This is a genomic window from Gilvimarinus sp. 1_MG-2023, from assembly GCF_030548285.1.
Map to the genome: position 1 here is coordinate 52,037 of NZ_JAUOSC010000004.1, position 24,105 is coordinate 76,141.

General features: G+C 49.7%; 23 protein-coding genes. 12 read left to right on the forward strand and 11 right to left on the reverse strand.

Translation table 11 applies throughout. The features are described 5' to 3' along the window. Nucleotides 1-232 precede the first annotated feature (232 nt). Nucleotides 233-1,021 carry a Crp/Fnr family transcriptional regulator gene (locus tag Q4563_RS07055; protein WP_215976462.1) on the reverse strand — a complete coding sequence of 263 codons (789 nt, stop codon included), beginning with the start codon at nucleotides 1,019-1,021 and terminating at the stop codon, nucleotides 233-235. A 69-nt stretch (nucleotides 1,022-1,090) separates the two neighbouring features. Beyond that, nucleotides 1,091-1,375, reverse strand: coding sequence for a TfoX/Sxy family protein (locus Q4563_RS07060; protein WP_215976463.1), 285 nt, complete (start codon nucleotides 1,373-1,375; stop codon nucleotides 1,091-1,093). Nucleotides 1,376-1,538: 163 nt separating this feature from the next. Here Q4563_RS07060 and Q4563_RS07065 point away from each other — a divergent pair, with 163 nt between their 5' ends. Genes Q4563_RS07065 through cysE form a run of 4 tightly spaced genes read left to right on the forward strand, consistent with a single transcriptional unit; the run spans nucleotide 1,539 to nucleotide 5,113 of the window. Beyond that, complete coding sequence (locus Q4563_RS07065) at nucleotides 1,539-2,219, forward strand: M15 family metallopeptidase (RefSeq protein ID WP_303604073.1); 681 nt, start codon at nucleotides 1,539-1,541, stop codon at nucleotides 2,217-2,219. Continuing rightward, nucleotides 2,220-3,578, forward strand: coding sequence for an MFS transporter (locus Q4563_RS07070; protein WP_303604074.1), 1,359 nt, complete (start codon nucleotides 2,220-2,222; stop codon nucleotides 3,576-3,578). An 11-nt stretch (nucleotides 3,579-3,589) separates the two neighbouring features. Beyond that, nucleotides 3,590-4,273: an HAD family hydrolase gene (locus Q4563_RS07075; protein ID WP_215976466.1), complete on the forward strand. Its 684-nt coding sequence runs from the start codon at nucleotides 3,590-3,592 to the stop codon at nucleotides 4,271-4,273. A gap of 39 nt (nucleotides 4,274-4,312) precedes the next feature. Beyond that, nucleotides 4,313-5,113 (forward strand): serine O-acetyltransferase, encoded by an 801-nt coding sequence (gene cysE / locus Q4563_RS07080; RefSeq protein ID WP_442903744.1) that lies wholly within the window; start codon nucleotides 4,313-4,315, stop codon nucleotides 5,111-5,113. A 27-nt stretch (nucleotides 5,114-5,140) separates the two neighbouring features. Here the strand turns inward: cysE and Q4563_RS07085 are convergent, their stop codons facing one another. After that, the gene (locus Q4563_RS07085) at nucleotides 5,141-5,368 is read right to left on the reverse strand and encodes a hypothetical protein (protein ID WP_215976468.1); all 228 of its coding nucleotides are present in this window, start codon (nucleotides 5,366-5,368) and stop codon (nucleotides 5,141-5,143) included. Between the two features lie 239 nt (nucleotides 5,369-5,607). Here Q4563_RS07085 and Q4563_RS07090 point away from each other — a divergent pair, with 239 nt between their 5' ends. After that, nucleotides 5,608-6,333: a hypothetical protein gene (locus tag Q4563_RS07090; protein WP_215976469.1), complete on the forward strand. Its 726-nt coding sequence runs from the start codon at nucleotides 5,608-5,610 to the stop codon at nucleotides 6,331-6,333. Nucleotides 6,334-6,400: 67 nt separating this feature from the next. On the opposite strand, the gene ppa is transcribed toward Q4563_RS07090, so the two are convergent. Next, nucleotides 6,401-6,931 carry an inorganic diphosphatase gene (ppa, locus tag Q4563_RS07095; protein ID WP_215976470.1) on the reverse strand — a complete coding sequence of 177 codons (531 nt, stop codon included), beginning with the start codon at nucleotides 6,929-6,931 and terminating at the stop codon, nucleotides 6,401-6,403. A 103-nt stretch (nucleotides 6,932-7,034) separates the two neighbouring features. Then, entirely contained in the window at nucleotides 7,035-7,868 is an 834-nt protein-coding gene (locus Q4563_RS07100; RefSeq protein WP_303604075.1) for an FHA domain-containing protein, read from the reverse strand. A gap of 130 nt (nucleotides 7,869-7,998) precedes the next feature. Here Q4563_RS07100 and Q4563_RS07105 point away from each other — a divergent pair, with 130 nt between their 5' ends. After that, the gene (locus Q4563_RS07105; RefSeq protein WP_215976472.1) at nucleotides 7,999-8,304 is read left to right on the forward strand and encodes a SelT/SelW/SelH family protein; all 306 of its coding nucleotides are present in this window, start codon (nucleotides 7,999-8,001) and stop codon (nucleotides 8,302-8,304) included. A gap of 66 nt (nucleotides 8,305-8,370) precedes the next feature. Next, nucleotides 8,371-10,977 carry an efflux RND transporter permease subunit gene (locus Q4563_RS07110; RefSeq protein ID WP_303604076.1) on the forward strand — a complete coding sequence of 869 codons (2,607 nt, stop codon included), beginning with the start codon at nucleotides 8,371-8,373 and terminating at the stop codon, nucleotides 10,975-10,977. A 158-nt stretch (nucleotides 10,978-11,135) separates the two neighbouring features. Here the strand turns inward: Q4563_RS07110 and Q4563_RS07115 are convergent, their stop codons facing one another. The 5 genes from Q4563_RS07115 to glk form a co-directional block, all read right to left on the reverse strand. Further along, entirely contained in the window at nucleotides 11,136-11,498 is a 363-nt protein-coding gene (locus Q4563_RS07115) for a hypothetical protein (RefSeq protein ID WP_215976474.1), read from the reverse strand. A 23-nt stretch (nucleotides 11,499-11,521) separates the two neighbouring features. Then, nucleotides 11,522-11,935 carry a roadblock/LC7 domain-containing protein gene (locus tag Q4563_RS07120; RefSeq protein WP_303604077.1) on the reverse strand — a complete coding sequence of 138 codons (414 nt, stop codon included), beginning with the start codon at nucleotides 11,933-11,935 and terminating at the stop codon, nucleotides 11,522-11,524. Continuing rightward, nucleotides 11,925-12,500, reverse strand: coding sequence for a GTP-binding protein (locus Q4563_RS07125; RefSeq protein WP_303604078.1), 576 nt, complete (start codon nucleotides 12,498-12,500; stop codon nucleotides 11,925-11,927). The genes Q4563_RS07120 and Q4563_RS07125 overlap by 11 nt, the downstream gene beginning before the upstream one ends. Next, nucleotides 12,497-13,312, reverse strand: coding sequence for a BLUF domain-containing protein (locus Q4563_RS07130; RefSeq protein ID WP_303604079.1), 816 nt, complete (start codon nucleotides 13,310-13,312; stop codon nucleotides 12,497-12,499). Before Q4563_RS07130 ends, Q4563_RS07125 begins: the two co-directional genes overlap by 4 nt. Nucleotides 13,313-13,633: 321 nt before the next feature. After that, nucleotides 13,634-14,614 carry a glucokinase gene (gene glk / locus Q4563_RS07135; protein ID WP_215976478.1) on the reverse strand — a complete coding sequence of 327 codons (981 nt, stop codon included), beginning with the start codon at nucleotides 14,612-14,614 and terminating at the stop codon, nucleotides 13,634-13,636. 229 nt (nucleotides 14,615-14,843) lie between these two features. On the opposite strand from glk, the gene Q4563_RS07140 reads away from it, so the two are divergent. The 4 genes from Q4563_RS07140 to Q4563_RS07155 all read left to right on the forward strand — a co-directional run bounded on the left by Q4563_RS07140 (nucleotide 14,844) and on the right by Q4563_RS07155 (nucleotide 22,255). After that, a complete protein-coding gene (locus Q4563_RS07140; RefSeq protein WP_303604080.1) occupies nucleotides 14,844-17,306 on the forward strand; it encodes a glycoside hydrolase family 3 protein in 2,463 nt (820 codons plus the stop codon). A 246-nt stretch (nucleotides 17,307-17,552) separates the two neighbouring features. Next, a complete protein-coding gene (gene relA / locus Q4563_RS07145) occupies nucleotides 17,553-19,796 on the forward strand; it encodes a GTP diphosphokinase (protein WP_215976480.1) in 2,244 nt (747 codons plus the stop codon). Nucleotides 19,797-19,959: 163 nt separating this feature from the next. Continuing rightward, nucleotides 19,960-20,766, forward strand: a complete 807-nt coding sequence (gene mazG, locus Q4563_RS07150; protein WP_215976481.1) for a nucleoside triphosphate pyrophosphohydrolase — start codon at nucleotides 19,960-19,962, stop codon at nucleotides 20,764-20,766. 232 nt (nucleotides 20,767-20,998) lie between these two features. Continuing rightward, nucleotides 20,999-22,255 (forward strand): HD-GYP domain-containing protein, encoded by a 1,257-nt coding sequence (locus Q4563_RS07155; protein ID WP_303604081.1) that lies wholly within the window; start codon nucleotides 20,999-21,001, stop codon nucleotides 22,253-22,255. A 7-nt stretch (nucleotides 22,256-22,262) separates the two neighbouring features. On the opposite strand, the gene Q4563_RS07160 is transcribed toward Q4563_RS07155, so the two are convergent. Then, a complete protein-coding gene (locus Q4563_RS07160) occupies nucleotides 22,263-23,180 on the reverse strand; it encodes a histone deacetylase family protein (protein ID WP_215976482.1) in 918 nt (305 codons plus the stop codon). Nucleotides 23,181-23,499: 319 nt separating this feature from the next. Here Q4563_RS07160 and Q4563_RS07165 point away from each other — a divergent pair, with 319 nt between their 5' ends. Then, entirely contained in the window at nucleotides 23,500-24,036 is a 537-nt protein-coding gene (locus tag Q4563_RS07165; protein WP_303604082.1) for a hypothetical protein, read from the forward strand. Nucleotides 24,037-24,105 lie beyond the last annotated feature (69 nt).

A 24,105-nucleotide genomic window follows, 5' to 3' on the forward strand; every position in this document is an offset into this window, starting at 1 on the left:
CCAAGCAACCGTGATTAGCCTAGACACAGACGTGTCTATCGGTTTACCGCCAATGGGGTAAACCAGAGGAGAAGATCAGACAATAGACTTGCAGGAACATTGACCGATCACCGACGCTTGCTAAGCGCCAGTGATGTAACGATAATCATTATCATTACTGTTGTCAACAACTTTGTGCAATTGATTCGGCAGACTGCCTGTGTAGACAGCCGCTAGGGGATTGTAAAAGTGGTTAGGCTTCTTGCAGGTTGGAGATTTGGTGATTGAGCTGTTTGATCTTTTCGGCCATTTCTTCAATCAGACCGATGCAAATATGCGGCTGGTGTTCGACCAGTTCAATAAACTCTTCTTTGCGTACTGTCAGTACGGTGCAGGCCGTGCTGGCAATTACGCTGGCAATACGTTTCTGCCCGGTAAATACTGCTAGGGCGCCGAAAATCTCATCGCTTAAAATATGCCCCACTTTAATACCGTCGCAGTAGGCGTCGGCGCTACCTTCTAGCAAGGTGTAAACCAGATCGGCCTCATCGCCTTGGTGGATGATTGTTTCCCCTGCGGAGAAGTGCAAAAAGCCGGCGCTGGGTTGGAATTCTTTGCGAATTTCCTGGCTGAGTGCCAGTTGATACCAGCCACTGAGAGCGACAAGGTAATAACTCCAGAGTTTTTGCAGACTGTCGCTGGAGTTGACGTGATTGATGAGTTCTTCTCGCTCAATGGGAAGTACAGTCACGGTATCGGTAGTGGTGAGTTGGCCGGCCGGCAAATTTAGCATTCTGTGCAAGCCGACCAAATCGCCCTTCTCGAAGACAACTACGCGCTTGCCGTTCAGTTCGCTATTAATTTGCCCGTCTTGAATAAGATAGACGGTCGCAGGACTGGCATTGGCAAACAACTGATTCGAAGCCGGTACGGCAACTGGGGTAGATGCCGGCTGTAGATCTTCCATCAAGCTGCGCGTGATGCTGTGCAGCTTTTGTCCGAGGTCAGTTAGGGCTTCAAGTTCATGTGTTGGTAATTGCATGGTGTGGCCGTCTGTCTCTGTTCTTATCCGCAGGATTGATCATAGCAGGTCGGGTAAGGACCTTGGCAACTAAAATTCAACGTTTTCTAAACTTTGGTTTTCGGCGTCTTCGACCAGTTGTTTTTTCATGCCGGGGGGAAGGTCGTTCCAGTGAATATCCATCAAGGCTCCTTGAAGGGCGTAGAGCATGACTTTTGAAACACTAATGTCACGTTCTTTGATTTTTAGGTAGGCTTTTACGGCGCCAACTTCTTGTAGGTCCTCATAGCTTGCGATGCCAATGGCGCGGAGGATGTTTACTGACGCCATACCTAGGTTTTTCAGTTTAAGCAGTTCACTTTGCTCAGTTGCCATAACTACAGGGCTCCATTTTTGTCGTTATATTTCCACTTATGCGCTATTCCCATATATAGCTCTAGGTTATATTACATACTTATCTACCGTCTGCAAGCGACCGTCTCGCTATCGTAGAAAAGACACGATAAAGTTGGCGCATTAATTGATCAAGGCCACAGAAATGACCCAGACTCTTCTAGAGCGACAAGCATTGGGGCTAGATGACACTCATCTGGTTGAATATGACGATCGCGTTAAAGTCCATCGTCAGCTGCTGGCGCCCTTGTTGGATTTGAGCGGACGGTTGCAAAATACTGGCTGCCAGCTGGCCGTGGCCAGTGGATATCGAAGTTTTGACCAGCAGCTGACCATATTTAACGCCAAGGCGACCGGTGAGCGGCCGATATTGGATGATAAGGGGCGGCCGGTTGAGATCAATGGTTTGTCCGATCGTGAAGTGTTGTTTGCGATTTTGCGCTTCAGTGCCTTGCCCGGCGCATCGCGTCATCATTGGGGGACGGATATCGATGTGTTTGACCCAGCGGCGCTGCCGACGGGGTATCGCTTGCAATTAGTACCGTCTGAGTATGCCAGTGATGGCATCTTTCATGCGTTGTGTGAAGCGTTGCCCAATGCCATAGCGCCTGCGGGCTTCTTTCGCCCTTATCAGCAGGACTTGGGCGGTATAGCGCCCGAACCCTGGCATTTGAGCTGTGCCGCGATCGCTCAACCCTATGCCGAGGTGCTGTCAAAAGATATACTGCGTCAACAATTGGCGCAAACAGACATAAAATTAAAACACGCGATATTAGATAATATCGATAGTATTTATCGGCGTTTTATTGCCGTGGGGGAATGTTAAATGTCACTTGAGCCGGCCGTTCAGGCCAGTCAATTTTCACTGTTTAAAGAAAAAAAATTCTACCCCCTATTTTGGGCTCAATTTGGTGGCGCTTTTAACGATAATTTTTATAAAAGTGCGTTGATGATGCTTTTTACCTATGGTGCGATTGACAACTGGGGACTTGGCGTCGATGTGCTGAACAATATTGTGGCGGCGGCATTAATTATTCCTTTTTTATTGTTTGCTCCCATTGCGGGGCAATATGTCGACCGATTGGATAAAGCCCGGGTCGCCAGAGCGATTAAGTTGGCTGAGTTGGGGGTGATGCTGCTTGGCGGGTTAGCGCTGTGGTGGGGCAGTTCCGCCCTTTTATTATGCGTCATTTTTGCCACCGGGGTTCAATCGGCTTGTTTTAGTCCGGTGAAGTACGCGATTTTGCCTCAACACATCGGCACTCACCAACTGACTGGGGCTAATGGTGTTTTTCACTGCGGTACCTCATTAGCAATTTTTGTAGGTTTAATCTGTGGCACGCTTATTTTGCAAGTTACCGGCGGGCAACACTTTGTGGCGGTCGGCGGGGTATTGGTAGCTTGGGCGGGATGGCGTTTTAGTCGCCATATTCCCGAGGCTCCGGCTTGCGCCGAGGTCGTAGCGGTTGAACACAATCCGTGGAAGCTTATTAAGCGAACCCTGAGTTATGCCCACGAGAACAAAACTGTATTTTGGAGTGTGGTGGGGTTTTCTTGGTATTGGTTTTTGGGGTCGGTCTACCTAACTCAGTTGCCTAATTTTGCCCGCACGATTTTACTGGGTGAAGCTTCCAGCGTTACTCTTTTGCTGGTCGCCTTTTTGTTGGGCGTTTGCGGCGGGGCTTTATTGTGCGAAAAATTAAGTCGCAAACAATTAGAACCGGCGTTGGTGCCTTTAGGTGGCCTATTAATTGTTGTGCTCGGCCTTGACGTCGCCATTGCCGGGCAAAGCTTTTACGCTCAATACCATATGGCCGCACAAGGACAACTGTTCACATTAACCGATTTGGCGAGTAAATTTCTATTTTGGCGGGTGGTGTTTGATATTTTATTGTTGGGGGTCGCCGGTGGTTTGTACTCCGTACCTTTGCAAGCGTTAATGCAGCACCACGCCAACCCACAACGACGCGGCCAGATTATCGCCGCTAATAATGTGCTCAATGCATTGTTTATGATTGCCTCTACACTGGCGGCTGTGGTGGCATTGGGAGTTGTTGGCTTGTCCATTCCACACTTTTTTATGTTGACCGTTGGGCTGCACCTGCTTGTGCTGCTCCTGTTGTTATGGCGTGAACCAAAGTTTATAGAACATTTAAAAATTCGTTGCATTGAATTTAAATCGTAATTGGTGGGTTGATGGTTATTTTCGATTGCGATGGTGTTTTGGTGGATACCGAAACGCTTCACGCGAAGGTGTTGAGCGCTTGTCTCGCCTCGATTGATGTATGTCTGAGTTACGACGAGGTATTGGTAATGTTTCGGGGTAAGTCTATTGCGACTTGCCAGGAATTGGTGGCGTCATTATTGATAGCTCACGAGCCTTACAAACGCTGGCCTCAGCCTAAATTAGATTCGTTTGCCTCGGACTTCTGGGGCCGCGTTCATCGGGAAACTTTGCAAGCGTTTAACGACGGTGTACAACCTGTTGCGGGGGTGTGCGAGTTGCTGCAGCAGTTGCAGCTTAAGAAAGTGCCGTACTGTGTGGCTTCCAATGGGCGACATGAGAAGATGCAATTGTCGTTAACCCAAGCCGGGCTGATATCGTTTTTTCCCCGCTCGGTTCGATTCAGTGCAACCGAAGTGGAACGCGGCAAACCAGAGCCAGATTTGTTTCTTTTAGCTGCTCGTACTTTAGGCTACTCTATCAACCACTGTTTAGTGGTAGAGGATTCGCCTTCAGGGGCTGAGGCGGCGCGCCGGGCCGGCATGCCGGTATTGGGGTATTGCCCAGCGGGGACGACAGAAGATTTGGCAAAACAGATGCGCCAGCAAGGCGCTGTTATTATTCGACATATGAGTGAAGTATTATCCAAGGTGTGAGAGCATAGTTGGGTAAATTAAGTCGATTACGCGCTGGAGATACGTGTGCTACAACCTGTTGTGACCCCCGCTACTATTTGGCAGCAGATACGCTCAGAAGCTCACCAGCTGGCTGACGTTGAACCTGCGTTGGCGAGCTTTTATCACGCCTCTATTCTCAATCATACGACTCTTGCCGATACGGTCAGTTTTCATATGGCGAACTTGCTCGATAGCCAAGCCTTGCCATCCATTTCTCTGCGCGAAGTGTTTTCCCAGGCGCTGGGAGCTGATTCACGGATTGAGCTTGCTTTGTGTCGCGATATTGAGGCCTATTGTGAACGCGACCCGGCCTGCGATCAATTTTTGATGCCGCTGCTGTACTTTAAAGGCTTTCACGCGTTGCTGGCTTATCGTTTTTCTCATTGGTTGTGGGGCCAGGATCGCCACTGTTTGGCGTTGTATTTGCAAAATCGAATCTCACAGGCCTTTGGGGTGGACATACATCCGGCCGCGCAACTGGGCAGCGGCATTATGATTGATCATGCCACCGGGGTGGTGATCGGTGAGACGGCAGTGGTGGGTGACGATGTATCTATGTTGCACGCGGTTACATTAGGTGGCAGCGGTAACGACAAGGGGCATCGACACCCCACTATTGGCCGCGGCGTTTTGATCGCCGCTGGAGCGAAAATTCTGGGCAATATTACGGTGGGAGAGGGGGCTAAAATTGGTGCGGGTAGTGTAGTGCTAGAGGCCGTGCCGGCACACACCACTGCGGTGGGAGTGCCGGCTAAAATAGTGGGTCGCCCCAGCTCGGAAAGTCCCGCTCAAGATATGAATCATACGTTTGACCAATAGTGCGCGACCTGCTCAGAGCTTGTCGTTTTAATGCATATAGGTCTGTTCGTTTTCCAGAGTGTCGGTGAGGCACGCAAGTACTTCGGTGCGAGTTTGTAGCATTAAGCGGTAAGCGGCCAGCAGAGGATCGTTGCGCCTCGGTTCTCCCTCCAAGGTCGCAATTTTGCGTTGTATGCTGTCAATATCACGCTCAACCCGGCTTTTTACCGAGTGCTTGGCGCTATGGTCGTATAAATAATTGGCTGTTTTGTGCATGTGGATCCCCGTCGTCCTGTTTTCGAGGTTCGTTCAGTATGACCCTTTAAACAGGCGCTCTCCAGTTGGTGTCCAGAACAATTTTTCACATAAACACTACCCCGAAGACAGCTTTTTGCATGAGTCAGTATTGATGCACTCTGGCAGGCGGTCACGGCCTGAGAGGATCGTGCTAGGATTAGAGTAGTAGTGTTTAAGAATCTTACTAGATCAAGATTTAGGCGACATTGAGGTGTGTGATGGAACAAGAACAAGCCAGCTTTGATATTGTTTTTCGCGGCGATATTGTCATGGGGCACTCCCTGGAAGACGTTAAGCTGCGATTACAGCAATTGTTTAAAGCCGATGCGGCTAAAATTGATGCCTTGTTTAACGGTCGTCCAGTGCCGTTAAAGCGCAATCTCGATGAGGCCACGGCGCGTAAATATCATGCCGTATTGCAAAAAGCTGGAGCAGAGGTCAGTGTTAAGCCTGCCGGTGGAAATACCGCAGCGCCCAAGGCGCCTCGCCCTGCTACAGGCCGGCGCCAATTAACCTTGGCGCCGGTCGGGGTGAACCTGCTCAAGCTGAGTGAGCGCAAAGCCACTGTTAATACCCCCGTCGATATCACCGGCTTAACACTGCGTCCTAATAATGGCCCTTTGTTGGATGCCAGTGAAGCAAGTGCAGAACCGACGCCAGTGGTGGAGATACCGGATCTAGATCTTGCTGATACCGGCGCGCAACTGCTAAGTGAGGGTGAGCGCAACACTATTCCCTTGCCGATTGTGGAGCCGGAGGATTGGGGGTTAGCTGACGTTGGGGCCGATTTGCTCAAGCCCGAAGAGGTAACACAAGTCGCTGTGGCCGAGATTAAAACGCTAGAAGTGGATTTGGCGCCAGTGGGGAGTGATATGGGGCAAGAAAAAACCGACATAACTCCGGTGGCCCCGGATATAAGTAAGTTAAAGCTGCAAGACTCTTAAGATTGTAATGCTTGGGGCGGGGTGATGGATGCGCCCTCCTTGAAGAGGGCGCTAACGGATACGGTTGTTACGCTTTCTGGTAGCGCTCAACTGAATCCTGAATTTCAGCTCGGGCGGCGTCAACATCGGCCCAACCATCAATTTTGACCCATTTGCCATCTTCTAGGTCTTTGTAGTGCTCAAAGAAGTGCTCGATGGATTTCAAGGTGATTTCGGGTACGTCGGCAACCGATTGCACTTTGTTGTACAGCGGGGTGATTTTCTCGACGGGAACGGCCAGTACTTTGGCGTCTTCACCCGACTCATCAGTCATTTTCAACACGCCAACGGGGCGGCAACGCACCACTGAGCCTGGCATCAAGGCATGTGGTAGCAAAACCAGAACGTCTACCGGATCGCCATCACCACACAGTGTGTGAGGCACGTAGCCGTAGTTGCAAGGGTAGTGCATAGAGGTGCCCAGAATGCGATCGACAAACACCGCATCGCTGTCTTTGTCGACTTCGTATTTAATGGGCTCGCCATTCATGGGGATTTCAATAATGACGTTCATATCGTCTGGCAGGCTTTTGCCTGCGGGAACTTTGTCAAAGCTCATAGTTGCCTTCCGAAGGTAATTTTCACAGGATTAAGGATAAAACCGGCGCGATTCTACCACAATCGGCCATATTCGGTCGCTTGATAACCTAGGACAGGTTCGGTCAGATCAGTAGTATCCACAACAGAACGGCCAGAAGTGCCGCTGCCCCAAGGCTCACCCACGGCCAGACGCTCAGCCTGGAGGGGGTTGGGTAGGTCGGTTCGATGCGGTTGCCCGGTGACGTGGGGCGGGTCTTCCAGCGTTTAGGTTCGGTGCTGGCAGCTTTGCGCTCAATGGTTTTGGTGAACTCGGCGGGCAGCGGACTGCGAACTTGGGTTTTGTCGATGTTCACATTGGGGTCGACGACGAGAAAGGTATAAACATCAACCCGTAAGCGATCACCGTTGTGGACTAAATCGTCTTTAACTGGTTTTTCATTGACGAAGGTACCGTTGGCGGAATCCAGGTCGCGAACCCTAAGTGAGCTGCCGACGACTGAAACTTCCACATGGCGGCGCGATAAGTGAGAGCCAGCGATAGTGATGTCGCACTCGCTGGCACGGCCAATCACACAGCGTTTGTCTGCAGGTATTTCAAATGTCTGACCAGTTAGCCAGCTACCGTCGGCCACTAGCTGCCAGTTATCCGCGCCATGCTCCTGCGGGCTTGTTTGGTTCAGGGGCAATACTTCGAATTCCGCCTGGCCAAATCTGATAACATCGCCTGTTTGAAGTAATTTTTGAGTGATGCGCTGACCATTGACAAAGCAACCACTGGAACTGGTATTGTCCTTGAGGGTGACGCGGCCATCGGTGGTGACCAGACGCGCATGTAGTGGGTCAATATACGGTTCGGTTAGCACCAGGTTATTATCGCGAGCACTGCCTATGCTGTAGAGTTTTTCAACAATCAGTGCCGGTTCCTGAGGCTTGTCTTGGCGTCGCAGTTTTAACATGTTTCCTTGACTGTCCCCAATAAAATACCATCGCCATAGTAACACTATTGCGACCGTTTGCGCACAGAGTGAACAAACGGAATTTATCCGCTGTCAGACAGTCTCATATTTCTATTTTACCGGGGTGGGTATGCCTTTTAACGATTTTTCTGCGCCGCCGAAGGCGCAGGCGCGCGTTGTGATTCACTACTGTAACCTCTGTCGCTGGATGCTTCGTGCGGCATGGTTAGGGCAGGAAGTGCTCAGTACTTTTGCTGATGAGGTTGACGAGGTGTGTTTGCATCCAGGCGATGGCGGTGTATTTGCGGTATGGCTCAATGATCAATTGATTTGGGAGCGCCAGCGTGACGGCGGTTTTCCCGAGGCCAAAGAGCTTAAACAGCGTCTGCGAGATATACTTGCCCCCGATCGTGATCTGGGCCATACAGATCGCTAATTGAGTTAAATTATTCCATAATAGGCGCCCTAATTAAGGTCCACCTACAAGGAGTCGGTTCCAGACATGTTATCTTCGTTGCAGTCCCTCTATCGCTATTTGATTACGCGTCGCTCTATGTGGGTATTAGTAGGCTTAGTTTTACTGACAGCAGTTGCTGCCTTAGGTTTGCCTAATTTTAAACTGGATGCCTCGGCCGACTCTTTAACCCTAGAGAGCGATAATTCGTTGGATTACTTTCGGGAAGTGAATCAGCGCTATCAATCGGGCGACTTTTTGGTGGTCACCTATACCCCTAATGCGCCGATGTTCTCGGAGCAATCACTCGCAACCCTCGAACAACTGCAGGGTGAGTTGGCTAATGTGCAGGGCGTGAGCAGCATTAACTCTATCTTGTCGGTACCTTTGCTCTACAGCCCTATGCGCTCATTGGCGGAGCAGCAAGAGTCTACTCGTACCTTACTTACCCCCGGGGTAGACAAGTCTCAGGCACGTGAAGAGTTTCTAACCAGTCCGATCTATCGCGATACTTTATTGTCGGACGATGGTAAAACCACGGCAATACAGCTAAATCTTGCCGTGGATAATCGTTATATAGAAATGGTGCGTGAGCGAGATGCGCTGCGAGCCAAGCAGGCTGAGCAAGCGCTCAGTCCCGCAGAGGAAACACAGCTCGAAGCGATTAGCGCTGAATTTCTCGCCTACCGCACTCAGGTGACCGCGCAGGCACATCAGCGGGTGGAGACAATTCGACAGATTTTGGTGGGATATCAATCCGAAGCCGAACTCTTTTTAGGTGGCGTGAGCATGATTACCGCGGATATGATCGAGTTTATCCGCAGTGATTTGGTGGTTTTTGGTGCCGCCATCATTGTATTTATAATTTTAATGTTAGCGCTTATTTTCCGTCAGTGGCGCTTTGTTATTCTTCCTTTAGCTGTATGCGTTATGGCGGTGGTGTCGGTACTGGGCTTGTTGAGCTGGGTGGATTGGCGCCTTACGGTAATTTCTTCCAACTTTGTGGCACTGCTGTTGATTATGACCTTGGCCATTACCATTCATCTGGTGGTGCGCTACAGGGAGCTGCATGCGCGGCATCCCGATTGGACTCAAGAGCAGCTGGTAATGTCCACTGCCGGACAAATGATAAAGCCGTGTCTGTACACCGCTCTAACCACCATCGTGGCTTTTGTGTCACTGGTGGTCAGTGACATTCGTCCGGTTATCGATTTTGGCTGGATGATGACTATTGGGTTGTCTTACGCACTCGTATTGGCTTTTTTATTATTGCCGGCGGCTCTTATGGTTTTGCCTAAAGGCACGCCGCGAGATAAAGGCGACCAGTCTGCGGCAACGACTTTGCGTTTCTCCCGTGTCGCTGAAAAGCACGGTGCCAGTGTGATTGTGGTGGCATTGATCGCGGCGGCTGTTAGTGGTTATGGCATTACGCAGCTCGAGGTTGAAAATCGGTTTATTGATTACTTCCACGAAGACACTGAAATCTATCAAGGTATGAGCGTTATCGACCGCCAGTTGGGCGGCACTGTTAGTCTGGATATTGTCTTGAATGCCAAAGAGGTAACACCAGTTGCCAGTGAGGCGAGTGAGAAGGCAGCGCAGGATGTGGCTAGCGATGACGACGAATTTGGTTTTGATGAGCCGTTTGCCGAGACAAACACCGCAGATGAAAGCGACGCCTTTGATGACCCTTTTGGCGGCGATCCATTTGCTGAGGACTCTCAAGAGCACAATGCTGCGCACAAAGACAGTGCTTGGTTTAACCCCGTGGGGTTGCAAACCGTGGGGCAAATTCATCGCTACCTAGAGTCTTTGCCTGAGGTTGGTAAGGTTCAATCTCTGCATACCATAGGAGAGGTGACAAAAGATATTAACGGCGGCAAGCTCAATAACTTTGAGTTGACGGTGGTGCGAAACATGCTGTCGGATGATATCCGCAACTTTTTGGTTGATCCTTATTTATCCGATGAGGCTGGACAAACACGCATTACCCTGCGGGTAAAAGAAACCAGCTCTGATTTAAAGCGCGCCGAGTTGGTCGAAAAAATCCGTACCTATATTGTGCAAGAGGCCGGGTTAGCGCCGGAGCAGGTGCAATTTACCGGTATGCTAGTACTTTACAATAATATGCTGCAGAGTTTGTTTACCTCCCAGATTGTAACCTTGGGCGCGGTATTTCTCGGTATTATGTTTATGTTTTTGGTGCTGTTTCGCTCCATCACCATTGCGATTATTTCACTCTTGCCTAACCTACTGGCAGCATCGGTTGTGCTGGGCGGCATGGGGCTTTACGGCATCCCGCTGGATATGATGACGATTACTATCGCCGCCATCACGGTTGGGGTTGGGGTGGACCACGCCATTCACTACCTGTATCGCTTTCGCTCTGAATTGGCAAATAGCAGCAGTTATGTAGAGGCCATGCATAAGTCTCACGCGTCTATCGGCCGAGCGATGTATTACACGGCGGTAATTATTATCGTCGGCTTTTTAATACTGACCTTGTCGGAGTTTATTCCATCAATTTATTTTGGTGCGCTTACAGCGCTGGCTATGTTCGCTGCTATTTTGGGCTCGCTTACCCTATTGCCCAAGTTGGTGTTGATCACAAAACCATTTGGTAAGATTGATAGTGCTCGCTCGAGTGAGCCGTAATTACGGTTAAAGTCGCTATAGCTCTCGCTCGACATTTGTCGCTTGAGAGAATGAGGCTTGCTTTACTCAGATTTTCAGAGCCGGTGGCTGTTTTGTCTGTGTAATTAAATCACTACCACACGAACCGATAGGCGAGGTTCGCGTGGTAGTGAATATGATCATACACGCTTCATGCTTTTCTCTAAATCAGCCGTTTTACGACGTGCTAACGCCAAGTTTCCTTTAGCTTTGTCTAATACAAGGTAAATAAACAGCCCGTCATTGGATGTGCTGGGGCGAATGATATGTATTTGTGTGTCGAGTGAAATTAGAATATCTTCAATGCCTCCCTCGATACCTAAGCTTTTCATGGTTTTGAGTTTGGCCTTAACCACTTCACTGTTGCCCGCGGCGGCTAATTCTAAATCTACACCGGCGCCTTCGGAAGCGAGCAGCATGCCAGTAGTGTAATCGACAATGGCGCAACCTAAAGCACCGTCTACTTCCATTAAACCCACTTTTACTTCGTTAAGATTGCTCATAATTCCTCTCCTGGAAAAACTGCCTAAGCCGAGGCAGCAGCGGTTGTTGGTGATAATTTTACGACTTCAGCGGCCAGGCGTGTAATCAACAGCCGCAAGCTGGCAATGTTGAGTGTTTCATTGGCGGACATCACTAGCACATAACTACTGCCATCAATGGATAAGTCGACAAAAGCAACGTTACCTTGTTGAGCTTCAATAAATGCCACTTTGAAATTCTTGCGCAGTATTTGCTGGGAGACAGCGTTGCTCACTGAGTGTAAAGTGCTGGCAGCTGCGCTGAGACTATCTTCCTCAAGGCCGTGATTGGTAGAAGTAAATGTGTGTACGGGAAAGCCATCCGTAGTGGCCAATGAGATTACTTCTAATGCCTCGTTTTGTGCATAACTTTCAAACAAAATTTGAAGCGGTATCAGAAGGGCGGGGTTAAACGACATTTTGCGTTGCCTCCATATTTATTGCTGAGGATTGCTCAAGTGCATCAAGCAACTGTAAAATCATCAGTGATGACTCTATGTCACGTGGGTCTACCGGAACGATAGGGGCGTTAATGCCGTGCTGTTCGAGAGCGTAGCTAATAATATCGATAAACAGATCTATTTCTTGGTCATTTTCTGCGGTGTCGATATGGGTTAGACCGATCACTAGTGGGATTTGGTTGTTAATAGGGTCAAAGTGTTCAAGAATGTTGTCCAACGATTTAACGTTAAGCTCATTATTGAATTTTGTCAGAACCAAAAGCCCCCATAACCCATTTCGAACCATATCCCATAGTAGCTGGAAGCGTTTTTGCCCGGGCAGGCCGTAAAGACCTAAAGCAATATCTTCGCTGAGCGATAAGCGGCCATAATCTATGCCAACGGTTGTGTACTCTTTGCCAATATCAACACTGGACTTGGCTTCAGTGGCAAAAGGAGATATTTCACTGATGGTTTTAATAAGTTGAGTCTTGCCAGAGCCAACCTCTCCAACTACAGCAAGTTTCTTGTAAATATTGCTCATGGTTTGCTGGCCCTCATTCCTTGTCCGCTGATAAAGTTTTTCAACGCTTGGCTAAACCGGCCTGGGCGAGGTGTTTGTTGGTTTTTGTTTTGGTGCGCCTCAAAAGAATGAAGGTTGGAGGGGTCTTGAGTTTGAATAATAGTTAATGCTTTGGCTTCTCTGAGTTGTTGCAGGTAGGAATTTAATTCTTGAGCGGAATTAAACAACTCCAGTTCTAGTAGCTTTTTGTACTCTATAGTGTGACCAATTAAAAGCGGACATATTTTCATAAGGCCGGCGTTGACTCGCAATTGAGTGGGGCGTGGCCAAGAGCTCATCCCTAGTAGGGTGTTGTTAAATGAAGTCGATGTGTAGGAGTCTTCCTCTGGGGTTTGGTTCTGTTTTATATTTTCACTTAAGATTGATTGGAATATTTTGTTGTAGCGAATTCGGTCTTCATTTGTTTTTAATAAAGATTTTTCGTTTATCAAAGAATGAATTTTTTGTAAGTATGTACGGTGGGCAGCACATTGTTCGCTGAGCAACTTAATGCTCCAGCGAGTAAAGCTAGGGGTTTCGATTGCGGTGTTAAGAATAACAGCGACATTGGAAATTCTAGGATCTCTGTTGACACGATATACTACGTTAGCCAAACCCGACGGCTCGCCTTCTAAAATTTGTAGTAGCACATTATTAAGAACTAAAAATGTACCAACTATATTTTGTTCTTTATTGAATTTTCTCGCCGAATCGAAAATATAAAAAACATTCTCCGAATGGCTTGTATGATCTTCTGGCTCGGTGATTGTGCAAAGGCAGGCAATCCGTTTCATCAAATGACTTTCTCCCTAGGCGCCAACAAGGAAATTGCCGGTTGGCTTCATTTCCTTTTCTTAATATAAATCAGCATAGGGGTGGGGTAAAAAGTGCGCAATGTTATTTTTATTCGAATGTTAAATTAAAAAAACACTTTCCAAAACCAAACGTAAGCTTGGTGACAATTCGTTGTCGATTTTTGTGGTAAAAGTTTAGATGGGTGCTCTTGGTAGGGATGATTGACGTTGAGCTGGTGTGTCACATACCGCTGAATGGCGGAATAATTTACAAGTAATATTTTAGCGCCACTGCTCGCAGTGGCGCTAAAAATTGTTGCTTTAAGACTGAAGTGCAGGGACTGTATCGACCAGCCAGGCAGCTGAACCGATTAAAGCGGCTTTGTCATTGATGACCATATGCACTGGTATGCTTTCCACATAATCACGCATCACACCTTTATTGTGATAGCGCTGAATAAAATCAGTGTGCGGTAGGTAGTCAGCAATTTTTGGCACTATGCCGCCGCCTAAATAAATGCCGCCCATGGCGCCCCAGCTTAACGCTTTGTCGCCGGCAACACTGCCCAGTACATTGCAGAAAATCTGTAAGGCGCGTTCACACAGAGGGTCAGTTTGACTCATACCTTGCCCGCTGATATCCGCAGGCGACAAGTCAGAGGCACTAATGCCCTCGATGCTCGCGAGTGAACGATAAATATGCACCAAGCCCTGTCCCGATAATAGATGCTCGATTGATACATGCTCAAATTCTTTGCGAAGCTCTTGCAATATGGAAATTTCAGTTGCATTGGTTGGGGCAAAGCTGCAGTGTCCACCTTCGGTGGCAATGATTTTCCAGCCGCTGCTAATAGGGGCTAATAAGGCGGCGCCAAAACCTGTTCCGGGACCCATGACGCCAATAGGGCCATAAGGGTTCGCCGCTGTGTTGTATAACGTTTTAATGTCTTCCGGCTGTAAATGTGGTGCCGCATAGGCCAATGCGGAGTAATCGTTGATAACATCCAGCGCTTGCATGTTGAGTTCATCACGCAACTGCGAAATTGAAAATTCCCAGTTGAGGTTGGTGACTTTGACGTGGCCATCTTGAATGGGGCCAGCAATCGCCAGGCAAGCGAATTTAGGCATGGCGACATCGGCTTGCTTTATATAATCGCGAATCATATCTGCCAGAGTTGCGTACTCTCCGCTGGGCAGGCTAATTTGCCGCTCGGCCAGATAACCTTTCTCGTGATTGCAAGCGTTTACTAAGCCAAAACGGCCGTTAGTTCCACCGATATCCGCAACTAAAATAATGCTCATGTGGGCCTGTCTCCAAAGCGCTGATTTTCATTAAAAACCGAGTGTTTACGGTGGCTGAGCCGCAATTGCCAAATGTTATCGTTACAATTTGCGAAGCAGTCTAATTTGAATTGACAGCGCTGTCAACAATGTTATAGTTCGGCTTAAATTCACTGAGCTTAGCGAGTAAGAAAGCGAGTGATTAAAAAATAAAAAATCCTGACGATCAAAAAAACCACCGGAGGAAAGCGTGCCCTGGCCCAAAGTCACAAGCGTGGTAACAACTGACGCCGCCATCGAAACTCGCATTAATGACATTCTGGCGACGATGAGCGTGGAAGAAAAAGTCGGGCAGATGATTCAGCCTGAAATCAAACAAGTTACCACCGACGATATCAAACAATATCATATAGGCTCAGTCTTAAATGGCGGCGGCTCAGTACCTAATAACGATCGCTATGCGAAAGCGTCGGACTGGGTGGCTTTGGCCGATACGTTTTTTGATGCGGCGGCGGATGGCACCGACGGCAAAGTCTATGTGCCGATGATGTGGGGCACAGATGCCGTGCACGGAGTGGGTAATGTAGTGGGGGCAACACTGTTTCCTCACAATATCGCGCTGGGTGCTACTCACAACCCTGAACTAATCCGTCAAATTGGTGAGGTGACTGCACGCGAGATTGCCGCCATTGGCATTGACTGGGATTTCTCGCCCACGGTAGCGGTTGCACGCGACGATCGCTGGGGCCGCACCTACGAATCCTATTCCGAAGACCCAGAAGTTGTTCGCGCTTATGCGGGCAAAATGGTGGAAGGTTTACAGGGGCAGGGCGATACTGCTGACTTTCTTAATGAGCAGCACGTTATTGCCACCGCAAAACATTTTATTGGCGACGGCGGAACCATTAATGGCATTGATCGTGGCGATTGTGTCGATAACGAAGACGATTTGTGTCGACTGCACGGCGCCGGTTATATCAGTGCGATTGAGGCCGGCGTGCAAAGTGTGATGGCATCGTTTAACAGCTGGCACGGCGAAAAGTTACACGGTCATCAATATCTTTTAACTACGGTACTTAAAGATACCATGGGCTTCGATGGGTTGGTCGTGGGCGATTGGAACGGGCACGGTTTTATCGAAGGGGCCAGTGTGCTTGATTGCCCGCAGGCAATTAACGCGGGGTTGGATATTTTTATGGTGCCCGATCCGGATTGGAAAGTCCTATTCGCCAACACCGTTGAGCAAATTAAATCGGGCGTTATTCCAATGAGCCGGGCCGACGATGCCGTGCGTCGTATTCTGCGGGTAAAGTTGCGAGCCGGATTGTTCGAGCGCGAAAAACCGTCCAAGCGTCCACTGGCTGGTCGTGACGATTTAATTGGGGCCCCCGAACATCGGGCCGTGGCGCGCCAAGCGGTGCGTGAGTCGCTGGTGTTACTGAAAAATAAAAACAAACTCTTGCCGCTTAGCCCCAATCAGCGTGTGTTGGTGGCGGGCGATGGGGCCGACAATCTCTCCAAGCAAGCTGGCGGTTGGTCGGTGACTTGGCAGGGTACGGGCACCACCCGTGAAGATTTCCCCGGTTCCACCTCCATTCTCGATGGAATTCAGGCAGCGGTTAATGCCGGCTCCGGCGCCGTAGAGTTTAATGTCGACGGCGAATACACGACCAAGCCCGATGTTGCCATTGTCGTGTGGGGTGAATCCCCCTATGCCGAAATGCAAGGCGATGTGCAGAACTTGCTCTATAAAGAATCCGCTGGACGCGATTGGGCTCTGCTCAAAAAATTAAAAGCCGAGGGCATTCCGGTTGTTTCGTTATTTTTAACCGGGCGCCCGCTTTGGGTTAACCGGGAGCTCAATGCCTCGGATGCTTTTGTGGTGATCTGGACTCCTGGCACCGAAGGTGCTGGGGTGGGGGATGTGCTCTTCACCGATAGTAATGATCAAATTGTACACCCTATAAAAGGTAAGTTGACGTTTTCTTGGCCGCAAAACCCCGATCAGGTGCCGCTCAATCGCGATGATAAAGACTATGCGCCGCTTTTTGCTTATGGCTATGGTTTGAGTTATGGCGAGACAGACACACTGATCGATGATCTGCCCGAGGAGTACGACGCAAGCTTTGAAGCGCTGGATGAATTGCCGGTGTTTAATCGTCGCCCTATTGATCCGTTCAGGCTAATGCTTGAAGGGTGTAAGAACGACTCCGTCATTATGACGGGCAATTACGCGCAAACCACCAGTGTCACGGCCACCGCCGTGGATCGCGACATGCAAGAAGACGCGCGCAGGGTGGTTTGGAACGGCGAAGGTGAAGGCTCAGTGGCACTGGGCAGTCGCGATCGCCAGGTGCTGGTGGATTATTTAGACAACAATGGCGCATTGGTCTTTGAGGTAAGAGTCGACAGCGCGCCGTCTGCACCTGTCATGCTGCGCTTGGGCTGCGGTCCTAATAGTAACTCTGATTTGGATATCACTGACACCATTAGCTCGCTGGCCGGTACAGGTTGGGCGCAGGTAGTGGTTCCGGTTGCACTGTTCCCAGATGTCGGCTCTGATTTCGGTTTGGTATTGCCGCCGGAAGAGTTCTTTTACCGAATTTTACAACCCTTTACCCTGGTCACCAGCGGCACTTTAGATCTGCGTTTTTCTTTTGTTCAAATAAAAAAGGATATGGCAGGCAAGGCTATCGAGGTGAGCAAGTCCTAACTTAGCCCCCGCTAATAAGCCATATGCAGCCCATAACCTTTGTTGTGGGCTTGATAAACCCCCCGAAATAGCTACCATAGCCTCGCTTACAATCCGCCCAAGGTTGGGCCGTACCATCTGGATTGCAACTTTTGGCCGCCTATAACGTCTAATATAAGTTAAGCGTTACGGACCCCGTAAAGGCTCATATTAACTGAGCTGCGGCAACAAATTACGACAACCAGACGCAGTAAAAGCGAATAGATTATGGTAAAAGTCCGCCAAGATCATCCCATTGCCGAGGATGGCAGTGTCGATATTGATGCCTGGTTACACAGGTTGGAAGGCATTGAGCAACAACCGCCCGCGGCCCTAAGCGAAATTAAGCGCGCCGGCGAGCTGTGTCAGAGTGTCGATACGCTGCCCAGTGTGGCGCCACATCGCTGGGGGGAAGGCGTTAGTTGTTTTCGAATTGGCCTGGAAATGGCCGAAATCCTCGCTGATCTGCAGTTAGATCAAGATACCCTCGTTGCCGCCGTGCTTTACCGCGCGGTGCGCGAAGAGAAACTGACCCTTAAAGAAGTTGAGAGTCAGTTTGGTGAAATGGTTGCCAAGCTCATTAAAGGCGTACTGCGCATGGCCGCTATCGCCTATCAACGGTGCGAGTCGGAAGAGCGTGTATTCGGTAAACAGTCCGATGAGCAAGCCGATAACATCCGCAAAATGCTGGTGGCCATGGTGGACGACGTTCGCGTCGCCTTGATCAAACTGGCCGAGCGCACCTGCGCCATCCGTGCCGTTAAAACCGCCTCGCCAACCCGGCGTCGCCAGGTTGCCCGCGAAGTGTCCGATGTGTATGCGCCACTCGCCCATCGCCTTGGTATCGGCCACATTAAATGGGAATTAGAAGACCTCTCTTTCCGGTATCTGGAGCCTGCCGATTACAAACGAATTGCTTCGCTGCTGGATGAGCGTCGCATTGCGCGCCAGGAATACATTGAGCAGGTGCTAAGCCTGATTCGAACGGAGCTGACCGACGCCAATATTGACGGCGAAGTGGCCGGTCGCGCCAAGCATATTTACAGCATCTGGCGCAAAATGCGCCGCAAAGGTATCGGTTTTTCTCAGGTTTACGATATTCGTGCCGTGCGCATCTTAGTGCCCAGCGTGCGCGACTGTTACACCGTTTTAGGCATTGTGCACAGTTTATGGCGCAACATCCCGCACGAGTTTGACGACTATATCGCCTCGCCCAAAGAAAACGGTTATCGCTCTTTGCACACCGCGGTCATCGGCCCCGAAAATAAAGTGTTGGAAATTCAGGTGCGCACCTTTGCCATGCATGACGAAGCCGAGCTCGGCGTGTGTGCTCATTGGCGCTATAAGGGCACTGACACCCACAGTGAGCAAGATGGTTACGAGCAAAAAATTGCCTGGTTGCGTCAAGTGCTCGAATGGCACGATGAACTCGGGGGTGACAGCGAACAGCTACAGGACGATTTAAAATCCTTCGATCAGGATCGCATTTACGTCTTTACCCCTGAGGGGCATGTGGTGGATTTGCCTCATACCGCCACACCGCTCGATTTTGCCTACCGTATTCACACCGATGTGGGCCACCGCTGCCGCGGGGCCAAGGTAAATGGCCGTATCGTACCGCTTAATTATCATTTGAATACTGCCGATCAGGTCGAGATTTTAACCGGCAAGCGCGAAGCGCCGAGCCGCGATTGGCTGTCGCCGGCCTTGGGTTACGTCAATACAGCCCGCGCTCGCGCCAAAGTTCAGCACTGGTTTAAGGTGCAGGCGCGCGACGACAATATAGCAGAAGGGCAGGCATTGCTGGATCGCGAGTTTAAGCGCATTGCCGTGCACGATTTTGACTTTGATGCCTTGGCGCAAAAGCTGAACATGCATTCGCTGGACGATCTTTACGCCGCGGTTGGCGCCAGTGATATCGGCGTTGGGCAGGTGTTAAGTGCGGCCCAGCGGTTAATCGATGCGAAAAACCCCAAGCAAGATGTCATTCCGTTTAAAGCCAAATCACCCAAAAAGAAAAAAGACTCCGACGTTTTTATCGAAGGGGTGGGCAACCTGCTGACTCAAATAGCCACTTGCTGTACCCCGGTGCCCGGGGACGCGATTACCGGCTACATTACCCTGGGGCGCGGGGTTTCAATACATCGCTCCGATTGCAGCAACTTACTACAACTGCAATCCGATGAGCCAGAGCGAATTATCACCGTTGATTGGGGCGCGACTCCGCAAAGCAGTTACTCGGTGGACGTTATGATTGAAGCCTACGATCGCACAGGCTTGTTGCGGGACATCACCTCATTGCTGGACCACGAAAGTATTAACATCAGCGCTATGCAAACCCTGTCCGATAAGCGCAAAAACACAGTGGACATGCAAATTACCGTAGAAATACGCGGCTTTGAAGAGCTCAGCCGGGTGCTGACACGCCTGAATCAATTGCCCAATATTGCCACGGCCCGAAGGAAGCTGTGAGCTAGCGGCACGCATTACGCCGGACGCCGATAAAACCGGACGCCGCGCTTGACGGATTGTAAAGCTCACGCAAAAATTGTCCAGCGTCCAGCGTCCAGCGTCCAGCGTCCAGCGTCCAGCGTCCAGCGTCCAGCGTCCAGCGTCCAGTTAAATAGGAATCCCAATGTCATCCACAACCTACACCCTAAACGACCTCATCTACTTAATGCAGCGCCTGCGCGACCCTGTCGACGGTTGCCCTTGGGATGTAAAGCAAAGCTACCAAACCATCGTGCCCTCGACCATTGAAGAGGCCTACGAGGTGGCCGACGCTATTGAGCGTGGAGATCTGGACCACTTAAAAGAAGAGTTAGGTGATTTACTGTTTCAGGTGATTTTTTACAGTCAGCTGGGGGCAGAGGAGCACCGCTTTGATTTCCATCAGGTCGTCGATACTCTGGTGGCCAAGCTGGTACGCCGTCATCCCCATGTGTTTCCCGATGAGAGTTTGCGTGAGCGCTACGGTGACCGACCGGCAGAGGAAGCCGAGATTAAGCAGCGCTGGGAAGATATTAAACAAGAAGAGCGTGAAGCCAAAGGCGTGCGTGGCACGCTGGACGATGTTCCACTCAATCTACCGGCTTTAACCCGGGCGGCCAAATTACAAAAACGCGCCGCTCGTACCGGATTTGACTGGGAGGATGTACAGGGCCCTATTGCCAAAGTGCGAGAAGAGCTGCAAGAAGTAGAACAAGCATTGGCTGCTGGCAATATGCAGGCGGTGGAAGAAGAAATTGGCGACCTTTTGTTTGCCGTGGTGAATATCAGTCGTACCTTAAAGCAAGACCCAGAAGGCACTTTGCGCCGGGCCAATCAAAAATTTGAGCGCCGTTTTCGCTATATAGAAGCAAACGCCTCTGAGTCCCTGGCAAGCATGACTTTGCCAGAAATGGATAGGCTGTGGGAGCAAGCTAAATCTCAAGGTTTGTAGTTTGTGACAGAAGTATTGTCGTCTCGACTTGATGTCAGTAAACCTCGGTTGTCGACCGCCATTTTCTTAAGGTAAATAGCCACAGAGGCTCTAAATACAGGGCTGTCTCGGTTGACGCTCGCCTATTGTGGTTGGCTATCGGGTGAGCTTTTCTAATAGAAAGCTGTGGGCGCGCCTGTCGTGTGAATTAGCTATAGTGTACTGGGGATACTCGCAGAATAAAGGAGTCTGAGTGACAGACTTTCGACAAATAAAGCCCGGCTTTTACGATAAAAGTAAGCGCAGTATTAAAATCTCAGTGTCCGAACTGAGAGTGGGCATGTATGTGTCTAAATTAGACCGCGATTGGTTAGATACCCCCTTTTTAATGCAGGGTTTTTTGTTGGAATCACAAGGCGATATTGAAACTGTTGCCGAATATTGCCAACATGTTTGGGTGGATGCGGTTGAGCCTACATGGGTGCCCCCTGAAGAGCGCGGTGAATTAGGCACGGCCAGAGCCAAAACCACTTACATTAATAAGATCTCTGCCGAGGATGAGCATCGCCAGGCAACGGGTGTTTTCCGCGAGGCGCGACGTCTGACCAAAACGCTGGTGGATGATATTCGTCTCGGTGGCACTATCAACAACGAACAGGCTAAGGCCACCGTAAAATCCTGTGTCGATAGTATCTTACGCAACCCCGATGCTTTGTTGTGGATGACTAAAATTCGCAATCAGGACAATTACACCGCCGAGCATTGCCTTAATGTGTGTATCCTCGCCATCGCTTTTGGTCGCCACCTAGGGCTGAGTGAGGCCGAGCTGGAAACTCTGGGGCTGTGTGGCTTGTTACACGATGTAGGTAAAATGCGCATTCCCGATGAGGTGCTTAATAAGCCCGGCAAGCTGAGTCCAAAAGAATGGAAGCAAATGAAGGCGCATGTGATTCATGGTCGCAATCTTTTACTGGCTTCACCTGGCGTTGCCAATGCTGCGGTGGATGTAGCCTACAGTCATCACGAGCGCATGGATGGCAATGGTTATCCGCGTAAACTAACCTCGGCCGGCATTTCAGAGTTTTCCCGAATTATCTCAATTGTTGATGCCTACGATGCTATGACGGCCGAGCGTTGTTACGCTCCGGCCATTACTACTACTCAAGCCTTAAAAAACATCTATCAAGATCGCGCCACTCATTTCGATGAGCGTTTAGCCTTGGCTTTTATTAAAAGTGTTGGACTGTATCCACCGGGTAGTATCGTTGAGTTAAAAAATGGTTATATCGGTATCGTGCTAGAGGCCAATAAACGCTACCGCCACCTGCCAAAAGTGATTTTGCTAAGCCAAGGTGGCGAGGCGCTGCCGCGAGAAAAAATTATAGATTTAGAGCAGGTCGAGTCAGGTAAATTGGATGATCAGCACCTTATTCGCGATACTTTAGCCGATGGTGCTTATGGTATTTTTGTACAGGATTACCGCGAAAAAGGCCTGGTTTTTAGAGGTTGATGCGTGTTTAATAGTTTTTATTGCACCATAAGCGGTGAGCCTGCTCAACAACCAAAGCGTGCCTTTTTGCCAGTGCCTTGCGGTCATCGTCATAGCCGCCACCGATAACCGTAGCAACAGGTATGGCATAACTTTTACATATTTCCAGCACGCGGTAATCGCGCTCGCCAATTCCTTTCTCACTGATGTTCAGCAAACCTAAAGGATCTTGTGTGTAAATATCAACCCCGGCATCGTACAAAATTAAATCCGGCTGTTCGGTTTTAATTAACGCCGTGAGAGTCTGAGTAAGAACCTCTAAATATTCGGTGTCATTGGTGCCCTTGGCGAGTGCAATATCCAAATCACTGATCGCTTTGCATGCAGGGAAGTTTTTTTCGCAGTGAATGGAGCAAGTGAATGCTTGAGGCTCGCTGGCAAGTATGGCAGCCGTGCCGTCACCTTGGTGTACGTCGCAATCGAAAATTAACACCTTCCGCGCTTTATTTTGCGCCAGTAGCGTTTGTGCGGTTATAGCCAAATCATTCAATATACAAAACCCAGAGGCAAAGTTGTAATGGGCATGATGAGTTCCGCCGGCAAGGTGGCAGGCAATGCCGTTGCTCAGTGCTAAATGCGCTGTTAATAAAGTTCCGTTAGGTGATATAAGCGTGCGCTTGCGAAGGGCTTCGCTCCAAGGTAAACCCATACGGCGAACTTCTTGTGGCGATTGTTCGTTGTGGCAAAAGCGGCGCACATAATCGGGGCAGTGAGCACTGTGTAAAATCTTCGCACTTGCTTGGCCGGGCCGAAATGTATTGTTTGGGGTCAGTATTCCGCGCTCTGCTAAATAGGTGTTCAGCAAGGCAAACTTTTCCATAGGGAATCGATGCCGTCCGGGAAAGGGAAAAGAATAGGCCGGGTGGGTAACAAGAGGAATGGACATTTGCTGACTACGGCTCAGAAGGTTTTTCCGATTATAGCAGGTGTTGTCGATTAGGATTCAGTGATTTTTTGAGTGTCCAAAGCTCAGTGTTGTCGTTTATTCTCTTTGTATAAAAACGAGTGCTTCCTGTCGGTATGGATTGAACGTTGAGTGAGTCTTGCGTACAATGTGCGAAGGAATTGCTGTCACGATAGGGATGTTTTCTCCACATGGTAAAACCCCTCTTTAAGCTAATTTTCGCTGCTGGCGAGTCATCAGCGGCGGCTTGTTCGTGCTCGGCATTTCTATTTTATTATTATGGATGATTGATGGAGTGGTTATGTTTCAAATTCGTACTTTTCTCTTAGGTTGTTGCGCGGTATCAGCCCTGGCTGCATGCGGCAGCGGGTCTTCTTCCGACAACACAACCAATTCTTCAAGCTCGCAACCAGTATCCTCCTCTGGCTCAAGTTCAGATGACTACAGTGCAGTTGTAGGGCTGTACGATGTGAGCAATGGTGATGACGAGCAGTACTATTATATTGCTGCGGACGGCCTGTTCACCGCCTATAACTACTTGGGCGATAGTGTCGATAATGGCAATAACTGTTATCGTGAAGCGACAGGTGCTGAGGCAAATGCGGAGATCACGGGGCAAACGTTAACCGCAAAAGCGGATGGTAACTTTGCGATTGATGTGGCCGGTACAGAGCTGGTGTTTGAGATGGTGGGTGGCGAAATATCGCGTCTAACGACTCCTCAGTTTAGTTCGGGTGGCTCTATGTATGTCACCTTAAACGGAGCAAAAGTTCGTATTACCACCAATACGACCGACACGCCGGTCATTGCAGATATTCAAGCGATGATCTGTAATTAAGCTTGGTTAAGCCCCCGCGCTTAAGGGCGCTGGGGCTTTTGGTGTTGGCGTTACGGTGCAGCGTTAAGC